Below are 15793 nucleotides of genomic sequence, written 5' to 3'. Positions count from 1 at the left end.
ATGTCCCGGGGCCGCGCCGGCCGGCTCGGCCCCGGGAAGTTTTCCTCAATGTGGCGCGGCCTGTCCAGGGGTTAGGGCAGCATCCACTTGAGCACGTATGCCTGGGCGATGGTCAGCAGGCAAAGCACCAGGACCATGGCCAGGGAGTGGAACAGGTTGAAGCGGAAGATGTCGCCCTCGTGGCCCACCAGACCGGTGGCCGCCGTGGCCACTGAGATGGACTGGGGCGAGATCATCTTGCCGGTGACGCCGCCGGTGGAGTTGGCGGCCACGCACAGCTCGGGGCTGACGCCGATCTGCTGGGCGGTGGTCTTCTGCAGGTTGCCGAACAGGGCGTTGGAGGAGGTGTCCGAACCGGTGAGGAACACGCCCAGCCAGCCCAGGATGGGCGCGAAGAAGGGGAAGAAGGCCCCGGTGTTGGCGAAGGCCAGGCCCATGGTGGCCGACAGGCCGGAGTAGTTGTACACGTAGGCGATGGCCAGGATCATGGCGATGGTGATGATGGGGAAGACCATCTTCTTGATGGTGCTGCCCAGGCAGGCGATGGCCTTGCCGTAGCCGTAGTTGGGCATGAAGGAGACGGAGATCAGGCCGCCGATGAGCACGGCCGTGCCGGCCGCCTGGCCGAAGTTGAAGTTGTACACGGCCGGGTAGAGCGCCTTGGCCGCCGGGATGCCCTCGGGGACGATGGGGGGCATCTTGGTGACCAGGTTGTGCAGGCCGGGCCACTGGAAGGTGAAGCCGAAGGGCGCCAGCAGGGCCTTGATGTCCTGAAGGCCCCAGAGCAGCACCATGATGGCCAGCACGATGTAGGGGCCCCAGGCGCGCAGCACCTGCCCGGCGGGGTAGTCGCAGCAGGCCTTGCCGGTGGGCGCGGGCTCGTCCGGGAAGTGCCAGGTCACCTTGGGCTTCCAGAATTTGAGCAGGGTCAACAGGGCCAGGATGGTCACGATGGCGGACATGATGTCCGGCAGGTACGGCCCGTGGTAGTTGGAGAACGCGAACTGCGCGGCGGCGAAGGCGAAGCCCGCCACCAGGATCGCGGGCATGATCTCGAAGGAGCGCTTGAACCCGCACATGGTCACCGAGAGCCACATGGGCACGATGATGGAGAGCAGGGGGAGCTGGCGTCCGGCGATCTTGGAGAGGGTCATCAGGTCGAGCCCGGTTACGTTGGCCGCCGTGACCAGCGGGATGCCGATGGAGCCGAAGGCCACGGGCGCGGTGTTGGCGATCAGGCAGATGGCCGCCGCGTAGGTGGGGTTGAAGCCCAGGCCCACCAGCATGGCCGCCGTGATGGCCACAGGGGTGCCGAAGCCCGCCGTGCCTTCGATGAAGGCGCCGAAGGCGAAGGCGATGAACAGCGCCTGGAGCCGCCTGTCATCGGTGATGGAGGCCAGCGAATTCTTGATGATCTCGAACTCGCCTGATTCGACGGTCATGAAGTAGACCCACACGCCGCAGATAACGATCCAGACGATGGGGAAGATGCCGAACAGCGCGCCGAAGGCGAACGAGTTCAGCGCCAGGGTGACGGGCATCTTCCAGACGAAGATGGAGAGCAGCAGCGCCGTTGTGACCGCGCAGAACGCCGCCACATGCCCCTTGGCCCGCTTCACCGCGAGCAGGTAGAAGAGGATGTAGAGCGGGATGCCGGCCACGAAGGCCGAAAGCCAGATGTTGCCCAGGGGATCGTAAATCTGTTTCCAATCCATACCTTCCTCCTTACGTATGCAACCCGGCTGTGCCGGGTGTCGTTGCGCTGCCTTGTCCCAGGGGCCAGGGGAGGGTGAGTCCCCTGACGCCACCGCCGGCTGGAGAGGTCCGGGCGGTTGGAGAGGCGGCACAAATCGGCCGAGAGGCAGGCCCGGAAACAGAACTGATTGTGAAGCATTTAACTTTGGATTATGAGGTGTTTCAATTGACATCTTGACGGAATTTCCTTCAGCGCGCCGCATGCATTTGTGCAGGTGCACAAAAGGACGCCCCATGATCATCCCCGACGCCCTGGCGCAGCACATCGTGGACTCGGCCCAGGAGATAGTGCGCTGCAACGTCAACATCATGGACCGCGAAGGCATCATCATCGGCACGGCCCAGCCCGAGCGCTACAGGACCTTCCACAAGGGCGCGCGCGACGTCATCGAGTCCGGCGTGGGGGTGGAGATCCAGCCGCAGGACGTGAGCCGCTACCCCGGCGCCTTGCAGGGCGTGAACCTGCCCATCGTGCTGGAGGGGCAGGTGATAGGGGTCATCGGCGTCACGGGCGATCCCGGCGCGGTGCGCGGCCCGGCGCGCCTCATCAAGATGATCACCGAGCTCATTCTGGAACGCGAGTTCACCCACCAGGAGATGCAGAGCCGCCAGCGCCTGGCCGAACAGGTGGTGGAGATGCTGGTGGGCGGGGGCGAGCACTACCGGCGGCGCATCACCCGCGCTGCCAAGACCCTGGATTTCGACCTGGACATCCCCAGGCTGGTGGCCGTGGTGGACGTTTCGGCCCTGCTGCGGGGCTTCTCCTCGGAGTACGGGCCGTCCGAGCTGGTGCTGGAGCGCTCGGCCGAAGCGATCTTGGAGGGCCTGGCGGCCTGCGGCGGCACCGGTCCGCAGGATCTGGCCGTGATCCTGGACAGGCGGCTGGTGGTGCTCAAGCGCATGGAGGAATCCCCGCGGGAGGTGCGGGCCTGGGGCGAGAGACTCAAAGGGGCCTTCGAGGCCTGGGATGTGGGCCGCGTGGCCTGCGGGGCCGGGGCCGTGGCCCTGAGCCTGGACGAATACCCGCTCTCCTACCGGCAGGCGAAGTACTGCTTGCATGCCAAGGACGGCCGGGCCTTCCGCTCCATCTACGACCACGCACACAGCGTGGGCTACCTCCTGGACCAGACCTCGGCCGGGCCAGCGGCCATGCCCTTGCGCCCGCTGAGCACCGCCCTGGCGGACGCCGTGGCCCGCAAGCCCGAGCTGCTGCCCACCCTGGACGCCCTGGCGGCCAACAATTTCGAGAGCGACCAGGCGGCGTATTCGCTGTCCATCCACCGCAACACCCTGGCCTACCGCCTGGCCCGCCTGCGGGACCTGACCGGCCTGGAGCCCGCCAAGCGCCTGGACGACGCCATCCTGCTCAAGGCGCTGCTTGGCATGATGCGGGGGTGAGGTCCGGCCCTTGCCTCCCCCAGATGATGGGATTATCATAACGCATCGTTTCGAAACAGCATCGTCCGACCCGAATCCCAAAGAAGCCGCAACCTCCATGAAAAGCAAAAACGCCGGGATGGCGGCCGCGCTGGCGGCGACCATCATCTGGGCGGGCAACTTCGTCCTGGCCAGGGGCGTGGCCCATCACATCCCTCCGTTCCAGCTCAATTTCTGGCGCTGGGCCGTGGCTCTGGCCTGCCTGCTGCCCTTCGCCCTGCCCAAGCTGCGCGCCGACCTGCCCGCCATGCGCCTGCATTGGCGCTACCTGTGCGTCATGGCCCTGGTGGGCGTCAGCGCCCTGAACACGCTCATCTACAAGGCCGGGCAGACCACGGAGAGCCTGAACATGGCCCTGCTGGTGCCCACCGCGCCCATCATGATCATCATCATGTCGCGGATATTCTACGGCGAGCCCATCACAAGGCGCAGGCTCTTCGGGCTGGCCGTGGTGCTGCTGGGCGTGCTGGTGCTCATCTCCCGTGGTGAGTGGAGCAGGCTGGCCTCCGTGCAGTTCACCTCGGGCGACTTCTGGGCCCTGGCGGGCGCGGCTTGTTTCGCGCTCTATTCGCTGCTGGTGCGCAACCGCCCGGCGGAGATATCCGTGGAGGGCTTCAACGCCGCCACCTTCGCCCTGGGTGTGGCCTTCACCGTGCCCTTCGTGATCTGGGAGGCCCTGGTCATGCCCAGGCCGGAGTTCACCATGCCGGTCATCACCGCCATCCTCTACGCGGGCGTGGGCTGCTCCTTCGCGGCCTATCTGCTCTGGACCAGGGCCATCGCGGCAATCGGCCCGGTGATGGCGGGGGTGGTGTACTACTCGCTGCCGCTGTTCGCGGCCGTGGCTTCGCTGCTGATCCTGGGGGAGGAGGTCAGGCCGGCCCATCTGCTGGGCGGCGTGCTGGTGGTGGGCGGCATCCTTGCCGCAACCGTGGACACCCGGCTGCTACGGGCCGGGAAATGAGAGGACGCACTATGCGACGCATGCCCGTTATTTTCGTCGGCCACGGCAGCCCCATGAACGCCGTGGAGGACAACCCCTACACGCCCCAATGGAGCGAGGCCGCCCAGTCAATTCCCAGGCCCGAGGCCATCCTCTGCGTGAGCGCCCACTGGCTGACCGAAGGATCGTTCGCCGCCACCACGGCGCGCCCGGAGACCATCCACGACTTCTGGGGATTCCCCCAGGCCCTCTACGACATCGCCTACCCCGCGCCCGGATCGCCGGACACGGCCGCTGCCGCCATGCGGGCCGTGAAGTCCGCCAGCGTGGCCCCCGACGCGGAATGGGGGCTGGACCACGGGGCCTGGTGCGTGCTGCGGGCCATGTACCCCGAGGCGGACATCCCGGTCTGCCAGCTGAGCATCGACATGCACGCGGAACCCGAGACGCACCATGCCGTCGGCCGCGAGCTGGCCCCCCTGCGCGATGAAGGCATCCTGATCCTTTGCAGCGGCAACATCGTGCACAACCTGGGCATGCTGCGCCGCGCCGAGCCGCCCCACGCCTGGGCCGTGGAGTTCGACGAGGCCGTGCGCGAGGCCGTGGAGCGCCGCGCGGACGAGGAGCTCTTTGATCCGTCCGTGTTCGGCAAGGCAGGCAAGCTCTCGGTGCCAACCAGCGAGCATTACTGGCCCCTGCTCTACGCCCTGGGCGCGGCAGCCCACGGCGAGAAGCCGCGCTGGTTCGCCGAAGGGTTCGAGCTCTCCTCGCTTTCCATGCGGAGCGCCGTTTTCGGCTAGGCTCTGCGGGCCTGAAACCGCACAGCAGGCGGGAAACCTGCCCGGCTGCCCGTGGCTTCGCCATCCGTGTCGCCACATCCGGGTAGCAGCCGCCTCAAGGTGCTTCGCAGCGCAGGAGGCCATGATCCCGCTTCCACACCCGCGCAGCAGCCGCCAAAGCATAGCGCCCATGAGCTCCCAGCTCCAACCGGTGCCCTCGCCGCTACCAATTCGTCAGGCGCGCCTCAAAGCCGCCGGTCCGGCCCCGGTTCGGCCCCGGTCCGGCCAAGGATCAGCTTGTCCGATTATTCGTCGGCATTCTCAATCAGTAATTTCTAACACATCGGAAACGCAGTATATTTACATATTCACGTACTGCAAGATCCTGCTAAGGTACGCCTCGGCAGCGCTACATACTCTCAAACTGCATGCGCTGCCCGGCGCAGCACGATGAGAACATATCCGTAACACTCTGAGTTCGATAGAGATGTCGCAATGCCCAATCCGCCCATATTGCGGATATGCAAGGCGCTATGATATGAATTCCCCAATTTCCAGGGGGTGCGGCCATGAAGAACATCGCCATCTTGGCCTGTTTGCTGACGTTTGTTTGCGCGGCGGCCCCTGCGCGGGCGCAGCTCTACGCCTACGACGCCACGGGGGTGAAGGTCGGGGTCCTGCTCAAGTTCGGCGGGTATGCGTTTTATAATGAGAAGATCAAACGGTTCCTCTCCTTCAATCTCGACGGAACCCTCGTCACCGGCAGCCTGATCTTCGAATCCACGGACTGCACGGGCCAGGCGCTGCATCTGACGGCTGCCCCGCCAGGGGTGGTGTACGCCTTCGGCCCGAAGAACTATGAAATCGTCTCCAACAAGGCGGCCACGCCGCGCAGCTACAGGAACCTGGACGGCACCTGCGGGGTTTACGGCTCGCCCACGGCAGGAACCTATGCCGTCGTGAGCGAGTACCTCACGCCGCTGCCCTTCACCGTGCCCCTGCAACTGCCCCTGAGCTACGCAACGGCCCGCAGCGTGGCCGTGGTGCCCATGACCGTCAACTGAGGCCCGAAAGGCCCCCGTGGCAAAGCGAAAGCGCCGGAGGGCATCCCTCCGGCGCTTGTATTTGGCGGAGCCACCCTGGGCGCTCCCGCGCCGGGCCTGGTTTCCAGCGGGCCGCCTTTTCAGCCCGTCTGGGAAATGTTCTGGTTCAGCCTGAACAGATTTATGGGGTCGTAGCGGCGTTTCACCTCGGCCAACCGCTCGTAGTTGGAGCCGAAGGCCCCGTGGATGCGGTCCTTCTCGTCCGAGGGCATGAAGTTGACGTACACCGACCCCAGGGCGTGGGGCGCCAGCGCCTTGAACAGGCCGCGCGCCCAGCCGATGCAGGTTTCGTCCTGGGCCGGGTCGCGCCAGCGGGTGTGCATGTTCACGATGAACCGCACGTCGCGGCGCGGGTAGGCCGTGGCCTCGGGCGCGATGCGGTTGACCCGTCCGCCCAGTTGGCCCACGAACAGCTCGCATTCGTCCGTAGGCAAGCGCTTGGCGGCGTCGAGGAGCGCGTCGCAGGCCCCGTCGCTGAGCTCCTTGAAATCGTGGCTTTTCCAGTAATTGCGGGCTCCAGGGGTCAGCAGGGGGTCGAACGCGGCCTGCCAGCCGGTGAAGGGATGCGGCCCGACCAGATCCACGATGGGTTTGCCCAGCTTGCGGAAGGGGAGGGCGTCCTTTTCTCCGGCCGTGAGCGTGCCGGTGTGGCACAGCGCGATGATGATGACCTCCTTGCCGTGCCACTCCGCGGGCACGAACGGTGCCGGAGGGGCCTTGCGCAGCACCAGCCAGGCGCTCAACTCGTCAGGGGCTTCGGCCGCCAACCGGCGGTATTCGCGCATCAGGGCCGGCGCTTCGGCGATGGGGTGCAGCAGCAGCCCGGCGACGACCATCGGGCCGAGGGGGTGCAGCCCGAACTCGAAGGATGTCACCACCCCGAAGTTCCCGCCGCCCCCGCGCACCGCCCAGAAAAGGTCGGGGTTCTGCCTGCCGTCCGCCCGGCGCAGCTCCCCGTCGGCGGTGACGATGTCCACTGAGAGCAGGTTGTCGATGGTCAGGCCGAAGGTCCGGCTGGTCCACCCGAACCCGCCGCCCAGCGTGAGACCGGCGATGCCGGTGGTGGAGTTGATCCCGATCGGCACGACGAGCCCGAAGGCCTGCGTCTCCTTATCCAGGTCGGAGAGCAGCGCGCCGCCCTCGACCCGCACCCTGCGCGATTCCGGGTCCACGCGCACGGAGCGCATGCGTGAAAGGTCGATCATGACGCCCCCATCGCAGACGGCGTTGCCCGCGATGTTGTGCCCCCCGCCGCGCACGGCCAGGACCGCCTCGTGTTTGCGGGCGAAGTCCACGGCTGCCTTCACGTCCACGGCCCCAAGGGCCTGGACGATCATGGCGGGCTTGCGGTCGATCATGGCGTTCCAGATCGACCGGGCGGCGTCATAGCCGGGATCGCCGGGCAGCAGCAGGCCGCCGCGCAGGGCGGCGCGCAGGGCCTCGACTTCGGTTCCATCCACGAGCGCGTGAGCGCCGGAGAGAGTCTGCAAACGCACGTTGTCCATAGCATCCTCCTGGTTGTGGAGCGCACGGGAACACGGCAGAGGCCGGGCCTCATGCGGCCATGATGCGGTCAGACGTCAGGGACACGCAAACGAACGGGTTTGGGGCAGGATATAACAGCCAGGGAGAAAAAAAGGCAACGTCTCGCGGGGAGAAAGGTGCGGCATGAATTGAAGGGGCGCCGGGAGGCTGACTTCCGGCGCCCCCGGACGTCATGCGCGGCGAGTTTCAAGGCGGCTCAGGTCGCGCGGCGCTCGCAACCGGCGCGGCGGTTGAGGGCATGCAGCACCGGCTCGCCGTGGCCGAAGCGCAGCACGTTCAGGCAGCCGTGATCCTGGCCGAGGTTGAAGAGCCTTCCCAGGGGAAGGCCCAGAAGCCCGCAGATGAGCGCGCGGTTCACCCCGGCGTGGGCCACCAGCAGGATGTTGGCGTTGCCCGCCCCCGAACGAACATCCTCGGGGCAGCCGGCCGGGCGGGCAGCCGCCTCCCGCAGGATGTCGGCCAGGGCCTGGCCAGCCCTTAGCGCAAGATCCTCGAAACTCTCGCCGCCGGGGGGCCTGAAACCGGCGATGTCCGCGCCGCGGGCCTCATAGAGGCCGGGGTAGCCGCGGCGCACCTCCTCGACGCTCAGGCCATCCCACTCCCCAAGCGAGATCTCCCGCAAACCGGGCACGGGAGTGGCCGCGAGTCCCCGGCCCGCCAGCACCAGTTCGGCGCTTTCCCGGCAGCGGGCCAGGTCAGAGCACCAGGCTCCGGCGAAGTCCAGGCAGGAGAATTCGTCGCGCCAGCGGCGCATCTGCTCCCGCCCGGCATCCGAGAGGGGGGCGTCGCGCTGGCCCAGGAAGCGCCAGGGCTCCTCCCTGGCGGTCTTGCCGTGGCGCAGCAGGTGGACTGTCAGGCCCATGGTCTTGAGAGAAGCGCGGAGTTTCCCCGCGCACGGGATTTCATCGGCGTTGCCATGCGGTATGTGCTTGGCCCAGTCCATCGCCGTGTCGCGGCCCGCCCCCCGAGGTTCGCCGGCCTTGTCATGCGGCTCCCCTGGCGGCCCTGGCCTGGATGAGCTCGGCCAGGATGCTCACAGCGATCTCCTCCGGGGTCTCGGCCCCGATATCAAGCCCGATGGGGCAGCGCACGCGCTCGAAATCGGCGTCCGTGAAGCCCTGGGCGCGCAGCTTGCCGTACACGCTGTCGCGCTTGCGGCGGCTGCCGATCATGCCGATGTAGCCCGCCTGGGTGCGCAGGGCCTGGGCCAGCACGTCGGCGTCGCCCACGTGCCCCCGCGTGACGATCACCACGGAGGCGTCCGGGCCTATCGCCTTGCTGCGCAGGCAGGTGCGCATGTCCTCCACGATGAGCTCGTGCGCTTCGGGGAAGCGGTCCCGGTTGGCGAACTCGGGCCTGTCGTCCATGACCGTGACGCGAAACCCGGTCATGGACGCCACCCTGGCCGTGGGGCGCGACACGTGCCCCGCCCCGGCGATGTAGAGCGGCGACGGCCCGGCCCAGGGCTCCAGGAACCAGCGCTCCTCCAGGGCTTCAAAGACGACCGGGGCGCGGATGTCCCTCCCGGCCTGGCGCGCGCCCTCCAGCAGCCCCTGGGGCAGCCGTGCGCCCAAGGCCTCGCCGCGCGCGGGCACCAGGGCGCGCGGCCCGCCGCCCATGGGCACGGCCAGCAGCATGCGCTCGCCACGCTCCACCCTGCGCAGCAGCTCGGCGTAGAGCGCGCCCTCGGCCCCGGGTTCGATGCGCTCCAGGAATACCCGCAGCTTGCCGCCGCAGACCATGTCCGCCCCGGCCGCCAGTTCCCCGGTGAGGTCGAAATCCATGATTCCCGGCACCCCGTCGCTGAGCACCCGGGCGGCGGCCTGGAGCACCCTGGCCTCCACCAGGCCGCCGCCCACCGTGCCGAACATCTCCCCGCCCGGGCGCACGATCATCTTGCTCCCGGCGGAGCGGGGCGTGGAGCCCTCATGGGTGACGATGGTGGCCGATGCGACGGGCTTGCCTTCCGAAAGCCAGAGGCTGAGCGTCTTGAGCAGGTCTGTCATGGCGTGTTCGCTGTTCCTTTTTCCGGGGTGAGCACCTGGATGGCCCCCCCGTCGGTTACGATCCGCCCGGCCACGGGGCCGAGCCTCCTGAGCGGGCTGCCGCAGGCGCAGGGGCCGGGCAACATCCGGCCCATGTCCCCGGTGCGGTAACGCAGCAGGGGCATGCCGCGCCGGTTGAGGGTGCTCAACACCACCTCGCCCTGGCGGCCGTTGGCCACGGGGTCGCCGCTGACGGGTTCGACCACCTCGACCAGCAGGTCGGCCTCGCGCAGATGGTAGCCCTGGTGCGCCCCGCATTCAACGCCGCCGCCGAAGCAGGTCTCCGTGAGGCCGTAGTGGGCGAAAATCTCGATCCCGGCCTTGGCGGCGGCCTGGCGCAGGCCGTCATCCACGGGCTCGCCGGAGAGGAGGGCCCGGTCCAGGGCCCGGTCCGGGGCAGGAGACCAGGGTGGCGGGCCGGGAGAATGCTCCAGCAGGGCACGAAGCTGGGAGGGCAGGGCGGCCAGGCACGTGACGCCTTCCTCCGCGATGAGCCGGGCCGCCACTTCCGGCGGGCAGGGCTGCGGTGCGAGCACCGGGCGCACCCCGATCTCCGCCAACGCCTTGGCCAGCAGCATGGCGGCCCCGTGCTCCGTCCGGCCGGGCAGCAGGATGAGCACCACGTCCCCCACGCCGGTGAAACTGGCCATGCCCACCCGGAAGAAGTCCAGGGTGGCGTCGAGGTCCTCCCCGGTGAAGAAGAGGCGTTTGGGCTTGCCCGTCGTGCCCGAGGTGTTCAGCGTGACCACGCGCTCCACTTCGCCTTGCGAGACGCAGAGCATGGCTTCGTGGTGCTCGCGCAAGTCATGGGTGGTGACGAAGGGCAGGCGTGCGGCCCAGGCCGGGTCGTCCGGGATGGGGTCGGGCAGGTGCTTGAGCAGCCGGGCGTAGAAGGGGCTGCGCTCCCTGGCCCAGCGGGCAGCCTCCAGCAGCCGCAGGGCCTGCCAGCGGCGCAGGGCGTCCGGCTCGGGGCCGTGCAGCCCCGTGGCCAGGGAGACCCAGGCGTCCAGCGGGCTGCGCATGGCCGGGCGGGACGGGGCGAAGATCATCCGGCCCCCCCTGTGTGCTCACGTTGGCGGCCCCTGTGCAGCGCCCGGCCCCGCGCCGAGGTCAAGTTGTAGGCGCAGAAGGGGACGAGGCCCCCGTCCGGGGCCAGCACATGGATGCAGCAGCCCTGGAGGCGCTCCAGGTCAACGGTCCAGGCGTCCTGGAAGGCCATGCAGGAGATGGAGAAGCGGTTGTGCGCTCCGGACTGGGCCAGGAAGCGGTCGAAGTCGTCGGCCGGTATCCCTCCGTGCGGAGCGGGGGAGGCTGCCCACTGCCTGGCGGTGAAGGCGCGGGATTTGATGGCTCCATCCAGGGCGGCGGGGGCCTCACGGTCCGCTCCTGGGCCGGTGTCGCAGCAGGACGCCTGCCCGGCCAGTGGCTCCAGGCCGTCTCCCCGGCGCAGGAACGTGCCTGAGAAGGAGCACAACGCGTGCTCGCAGCCGGGGGGGTGGAAGTCCCGAGCGCGGACCAGGCCGCCGCTCTGGGCCTCCAGCGCGGTGAGCACCTCGGGCAGGGTGGGGCCGTGCAGGCCGCGCTCCTCACCTGTGTTCGGTCGCCTGCCGAAGGCGGCCATGGGCTGGAAGTGCACCCCGCGCACCGTCGGCCCAAAAGACAACGCCAGGCGCAGGATGTCGCCGCATTCGCGCTCGTTGACGCCGCGCGCCAGGGTGGGCACCAGCACCACGCCCAGCCCGGCGCGCGCGCAGACCTCGATGGCCGCCAGCTTTCTCGCGAGCAACGGGCGGCCGCGCAGGGCCGTACAGGCCTCGTCCGAGCCGTCGAACTGCAGGAACACCGAGGAGAGCCCCGCTGCGGCCAGCTTCTCGGCGTAGCCTTGCTCGCCGCCCAGGCGCAGCCCGTTGGTGTTCAGCTGCACGAAGGGGAACCCGGCGGCCACGGCCAGGCGCACCACCTGCTCCAGGTCGTCGCGCATGGTGGGCTCCCCGCCGGAGAGCTGCAGGTTGCAGCGCCCGGCCTTGGCCCGCAGTTCCCGGAACATGCGCTCCAGATCGCCCAGCCCGGGGTCGGGGGGCGAGGCCTCCCCGCCCGCCCCGGCGAAGCAGACCGGGCAGCCCAGGCCGCAGCGCTGGGTGATCTCCACCAGGGCGGTGCAGGTGTGCTGGGCGTGGCCGGAGCAGAGCCCGCAGTCGAAGGGGCAGCCACGCGCGCGCCCGCCTTCGGGGTTGGGCGGCGAGGGCTTCTTGGGCCGCCGCCAGGAGTCCATGTCCGGCCCGCCCACCCAGACGGGCACGCTGACGGGGCCGTGCTCCGGGCACTCGCGCTCCAGCAGGACGAATCCGTCCCGCTGCACCCGGCGTGCGGGCAGGCGCTTGAGGCAGACGGGGCAGAGGCTCTGCGTCTCGCCGTAATGGGGCTGGGTCACGCCGCCTACTCCCTGGCCTCGGAAGGGTCCACGCCGATATCGTTCAGGATGGTCAGTATCCGGCCCCAGGCCTCGCCGATCAGGTCCGCGCAGCGGCTCATGTCCGGCTTGGCGTCGAAGCATTCGCCCAGGATGTCGGCGCAGGCCGTGCCGCCGTAGGGCGCGGTGCGCTCCGTGAACCAGTCCACGAATTCCGAAATGGCCAGGTCGGCCTTGTCCGAGGCGGTCTCGTGGTCCGCGCCCTTGCCCAGGTGGTAGCCGAGCACGCAGGCCCCGCCGGTGAGCACCCCGCAGGTGCGCCCGCACTGGCCCATGCCGTGGCACAGCCCGCCCAATGCCCGCACGAGGCCGGGGTTCTCCACGCCCTGGGCCTGGAGCGCCAGCAGCCCCAGCATCTGGCTGCAGCAGTAGCCCCTGGCGGCCAGGGGCAGGATGTCCAGCATGTATTGGCTCATGGGGCCTCCTTTCGGGCGATGCACAGGAAATAGCCGGGCCGCGCCCCGCCTTGGCAGCCGAGCCCAAGCTCTGCACGCTCGAACCCGGCGAAGAGCAGGCGGGCGGCCAGCTCGGCCAGGAGTCGGCTGTGGTCCTCGAAAACGATCAGGGCGAACCCGGCGCGCTCCAGGCGGGATTCCAGCTCCAGGCGGGTGACGGCCCCCGAGGCGCAGCCGGGGGCCGGATTGCCGCAGCCGCCCCCGGACTGGCGCAGATACAGGTCGGAGAGCAGCAGAAGACCGCCGGGCGCGAGGATGCGGCGCATCTCGGCCAGGGCTGCGTCCGGGTCGGAGGTGACGGAGAGGGCGCACTCGCAGAGCGCGGCCTGGCAAGTCCCCCCGCGCAGGGGGACAGCCTCGGCCCGGCCCCGCAGCAAAAGAGCTTCGGGTGCCAGTGATCGTGCTTCGTTCAGCAGTTCGGCCGACGGTTCCAGACCAATGGGCCTGAAGCCGCGTGCGGCCAGCAAACGCAGGCTCGCGCCCCGGCCGCAGCCGATGTCCGCCACGGATGCGCCCGGCCCGAGCAGCCCAGGCGCTTGCTCCCGGGCCAGGTCCAGCAGCCGGGCGGTGAGGGCCTCGCCCCCGGGACGCAGGGCGGGCCCGGCCACGGCGCGGAAGTCCTCCCGCTCGAACAGGGGCGGGGCGGCGGCGCTACTTGTCCTCAAGCAGTTGCTCCACTTCGGCCATCTTGCCCAGGGCCAGGCCCTCGGGAACCAGCTCCAGCCCGCACTTCGCGCAGGTCAGCAGGGTGATGGTGAAGGCGCTGCCCAGGTAGCCCGCCACCACCGGGCCGGGAACAAGCGGCTCCCCGCAGGTGCAGGCCCAGTCGCCGGATTCGGGCATGTACACGTGCTGCGTGGGCGCCTCGCCCGAGGCCGTGCCCGTGGGGCCGGTCAATTCCATGCGGTGGCTCCAGGCGCGGGTCACGGTGACGCGCCCGCCCTCCTCGGCGTACTCCACCCAGTACTGCACCCGGCGGGGCCTATGCCCTGCCAGGTAGCGGCCCGTTGTGTGATCCACCATGCGTTTGCCCGTGCGCCGGGCTTCGGCCAGCACGGCCTGCACGTCCTCCCGCAGGATGCGCCGGGACTCCATGAGCTCGGGCACGCCCGGGGCGTAGTCCACCTGCGGGGCTTCGGGTCCGGCCGGGGGCTCCTCGCCCCAGATGTCGCGCAGCAGGGCGGCCTTGAGCCGGGCGCGGTTCTCGTGCCGCTGGGAATAGCCCGGCCCTTTGGCTGCCGGGTCGGCCGCCATATCCGGCGCGGGGAAGAGGTAGTCCAGAACATGGCGGACGCGCTTGCCCTCGGCGGCCAGCCTGTCGCGGCACATGGAGCAGGAGGCCGCCATGTCCAGGGGCGTCTCCGAGGCGCGCCGGGCCGCGACCTTCCTGGCGAGATCGGGGTTGGCGTTGCCCATGAGCCCGCCGTAGCCGCAGCACTCGGTGGAGAGGCCCGTGAGTTCCAGCTCCTCGAAGGGCACGCCCGCGCCGCGCAGCACGGTGCGCACGGCTTCGCGGGCCGGGGCGTCGTGGCGCAGGGTGCAGGGGTCGTGCAGGGCCACCGGGGCTTCGGGCTTGATCCCGGCCGGTTCCGGCGCGCCCGCTTCGGCGAAGACCTCCCAGATGGAGCGGGCCTTGAGCTCCGGCAGGCGCTCCTTGAACACCGCCAGGCAGGAGGAGCAGGCCGTGACGACCTCCGGGGAGCCAAGGGAGCGCCAGTCCGCCAGCAACTCCTCGCAGGCCTGCGCGAACAGGTCCTCCCGCCCGGCCCATTTGGCGGGGATGGCGCAGCAGCGCAGCATCAGGCCCACCCCGCCGCTGAGGCGCGAGCGCAAGAAGGCGTAAACCGAGGCCGCGTGGTGCGGGTGGGAGGCGGCCAGCTGGCAGCCTGGGAAGAAGGCGTAGGCGCTGGCCGTCGCGCCGGGCTCGCTTGCGGCCAGGCGGAAGGCCGGGCTGTTGTTGAAGGCCATGTCCTCCAGGGCGAATTCGTGGGCTGAGGGCGGCATTTTGCCGCGCTCCACCATGTCCCGCCGGGCCTCCAGGCAGAAATCCGCCATGGAGAAACGCTCCGGGCAGACCTCGGTGCACAGCCCGCAGAGCATGCAGGAGTCGATCATGGTGTTGGCCTGGTGCACGCCCTGCACGATGGCCGCGTTGTTGTAGATCTGGCGGGCGTACTTCTTGGGGTAGCCCTTGTAGTGCTCCAGGTAGGCGCAGACCTTGACGCACTCCAGGCACTGGCAGTCCAGGCAGCGCGCGGCCTCGGCGGCGGCGTCCGGCGCGGCGTACTGGCCGTGCTCACCGGAGGGGGCCACGCGTGGGGCTGGCTCCACGCCCTTGAGGGAGGTGAACAGCCGCGTGGGGACGGGGCCTTCCTTCTCGCGCGAGGCCGTGAGCGACGCGCCGGACATGGTCCTGTCCATGGAGGCCCCGGCGCGCCTGCCGTCCGCCGCCTCGGAGATTGAGGAGGGCTTGCCGTCCGGGCCGGGCCAGCCGCCGCAGTATAATTTCTCGCGCCCGGCGGAGAGGGTCAGCGGGTCGGCGTCCTCCCTGGCGGGCGGGCAGAGGGGGGCGCCGTATTCGGCGAACACGGCGTCGAAATTCGTGAGCACCGTGTCCAGTGCCCAGGGCGAAAAATCCTGCCTGGTGAGGAACTCCACGCCCATGCCCCGCAAACGTTCAAGTTCCAGTTTAAGTGTCAGGGCGGGGAGCTCATGCTCCGGCAGCGCGGCCAGCCTGCCGCCCACATGTTCCTCGGGCGTGAACACGGTGACGGCGTAGCCCTTGCGGGCCAGGTCCCAGGCGCAGGTAAGGCCCGCCAGCCCGCCGCCCGGCCCACCGGCCAGCACAGCCGCCTTTCCGGCCTTGGATGGAAGCACCAGGGGTTTGGGGCCGGGTCTGCCCAGGCGCACGCAGGCGCGCTCCAGCGCGCCGATGGCCAGGGGCTCGCCCGCCTCGCGCCGCTTGCAAACCAGCTCGCAGGGGTGGTCGCAGATGGAGCCCAGCACCCCGGGCAGGGGCATGGTCTTTTCGAGAATCTTGCGTGCGGCGTCCGCGTTTCCGGCCTTCATCTGGGCCATGAAGGCGCGGGCGTCCACGTGGATGGGGCAGGCCGCCTGGCAGTAGGGCGGCTCCTCCTGGATGCAACGGTTTTCCCAGTCTCGCAATTCCTGCTGGTCCATGCGTCTTCCATGCGTATTGCGGGAGCGGACGGTTTCCCGCCCGCCCCCGCCTTGGATTTGTGGTTCAAGGCTCCCCGCCTG

General features: G+C 69.4%; 13 protein-coding genes. 4 read left to right on the top strand and 9 right to left on the bottom strand.

Annotation, left to right across the window (positions count from 1 at the left end; translation table 11 throughout):
* Nucleotides 1-71: 71 nt before the first annotated feature.
* The gene (locus MLE27_RS01940; RefSeq protein ID WP_243310195.1) at nt 72-1715 is read right to left on the bottom strand and encodes an L-lactate permease; all 1644 of its coding nucleotides are present in this window, start codon (nt 1713-1715) and stop codon (nt 72-74) included.
* A 274-nt stretch (nt 1716-1989) separates the two neighbouring features.
* On the opposite strand from MLE27_RS01940, the gene MLE27_RS01935 reads away from it, so the two are divergent.
* The 4 genes from MLE27_RS01935 to MLE27_RS01920 all read left to right on the top strand — a co-directional run bounded on the left by MLE27_RS01935 (nt 1990) and on the right by MLE27_RS01920 (nt 5978).
* A complete protein-coding gene (locus MLE27_RS01935) occupies nt 1990-3153 on the top strand; it encodes a CdaR family transcriptional regulator (protein WP_243310194.1) in 1164 nt (387 codons plus the stop codon).
* A 97-nt stretch (nt 3154-3250) separates the two neighbouring features.
* Complete coding sequence (locus MLE27_RS01930; protein ID WP_243310193.1) at nt 3251-4156, top strand: DMT family transporter; 906 nt, start codon at nt 3251-3253, stop codon at nt 4154-4156.
* Nucleotides 4157-4167: 11 nt separating this feature from the next.
* Nucleotides 4168-4935 carry a 4,5-DOPA-extradiol-dioxygenase gene (ygiD, locus tag MLE27_RS01925; protein WP_243310192.1) on the top strand — a complete coding sequence of 256 codons (768 nt, stop codon included), beginning with the start codon at nt 4168-4170 and terminating at the stop codon, nt 4933-4935.
* A 548-nt stretch (nt 4936-5483) separates the two neighbouring features.
* Complete coding sequence (locus MLE27_RS01920; RefSeq protein ID WP_243310191.1) at nt 5484-5978, top strand: hypothetical protein; 495 nt, start codon at nt 5484-5486, stop codon at nt 5976-5978.
* 119 nt (nt 5979-6097) lie between these two features.
* Here MLE27_RS01920 and MLE27_RS01915 read toward each other — a convergent pair whose 3' ends face one another.
* The 8 genes from MLE27_RS01915 to MLE27_RS01880 form a co-directional block, all read right to left on the bottom strand.
* Nucleotides 6098-7522: an FAD-binding oxidoreductase gene (locus MLE27_RS01915; RefSeq protein WP_243310190.1), complete on the bottom strand. Its 1425-nt coding sequence runs from the start codon at nt 7520-7522 to the stop codon at nt 6098-6100.
* Nucleotides 7523-7758: 236 nt separating this feature from the next.
* Entirely contained in the window at nt 7759-8424 is a 666-nt protein-coding gene (locus MLE27_RS01910; protein ID WP_243310189.1) for a histidine phosphatase family protein, read from the bottom strand.
* 121 nt (nt 8425-8545) lie between these two features.
* Nucleotides 8546-9568, bottom strand: a complete 1023-nt coding sequence (locus MLE27_RS01905; protein ID WP_243310188.1) for an XdhC family aldehyde oxidoreductase maturation factor — start codon at nt 9566-9568, stop codon at nt 8546-8548.
* A complete protein-coding gene (locus MLE27_RS01900; RefSeq protein WP_243310187.1) occupies nt 9565-10656 on the bottom strand; it encodes a DVU_1553 family AMP-dependent CoA ligase in 1092 nt (363 codons plus the stop codon). Before MLE27_RS01900 ends, MLE27_RS01905 begins: the two co-directional genes overlap by 4 nt.
* On the bottom strand, nt 10653-12038 hold the full coding sequence (trsS, locus tag MLE27_RS01895) for a radical SAM (seleno)protein TrsS (RefSeq protein WP_243310186.1): 1386 nt from the start codon (nt 12036-12038) through the stop codon (nt 10653-10655). Before trsS ends, MLE27_RS01900 begins: the two co-directional genes overlap by 4 nt.
* Nucleotides 12039-12043: 5 nt before the next feature.
* The gene (locus tag MLE27_RS01890; protein ID WP_243310185.1) at nt 12044-12493 is read right to left on the bottom strand and encodes a DVU_1555 family C-GCAxxG-C-C protein; all 450 of its coding nucleotides are present in this window, start codon (nt 12491-12493) and stop codon (nt 12044-12046) included.
* Nucleotides 12490-13197 carry a DVU_1556 family methyltransferase gene (gene trsM, locus MLE27_RS01885; protein WP_243310184.1) on the bottom strand — a complete coding sequence of 236 codons (708 nt, stop codon included), beginning with the start codon at nt 13195-13197 and terminating at the stop codon, nt 12490-12492. Before trsM ends, MLE27_RS01890 begins: the two co-directional genes overlap by 4 nt.
* On the bottom strand, nt 13184-15712 hold the full coding sequence (locus MLE27_RS01880; protein WP_243310183.1) for a pyridine nucleotide-disulfide oxidoreductase/dicluster-binding protein: 2529 nt from the start codon (nt 15710-15712) through the stop codon (nt 13184-13186). The genes trsM and MLE27_RS01880 overlap by 14 nt, the downstream gene beginning before the upstream one ends.
* Between the last annotated feature and the right edge of the window lie 81 nt (nt 15713-15793).

Source organism: Fundidesulfovibrio agrisoli (genome assembly GCF_022808715.1).
Classification (GTDB): Bacteria; Desulfobacterota; Desulfovibrionia; order Desulfovibrionales; family Desulfovibrionaceae; genus Fundidesulfovibrio; species Fundidesulfovibrio agrisoli.
The sequence above is the reverse complement of the archived record's forward strand: the minus strand, read 5'-3'. Positions and strand labels throughout refer to the sequence as shown.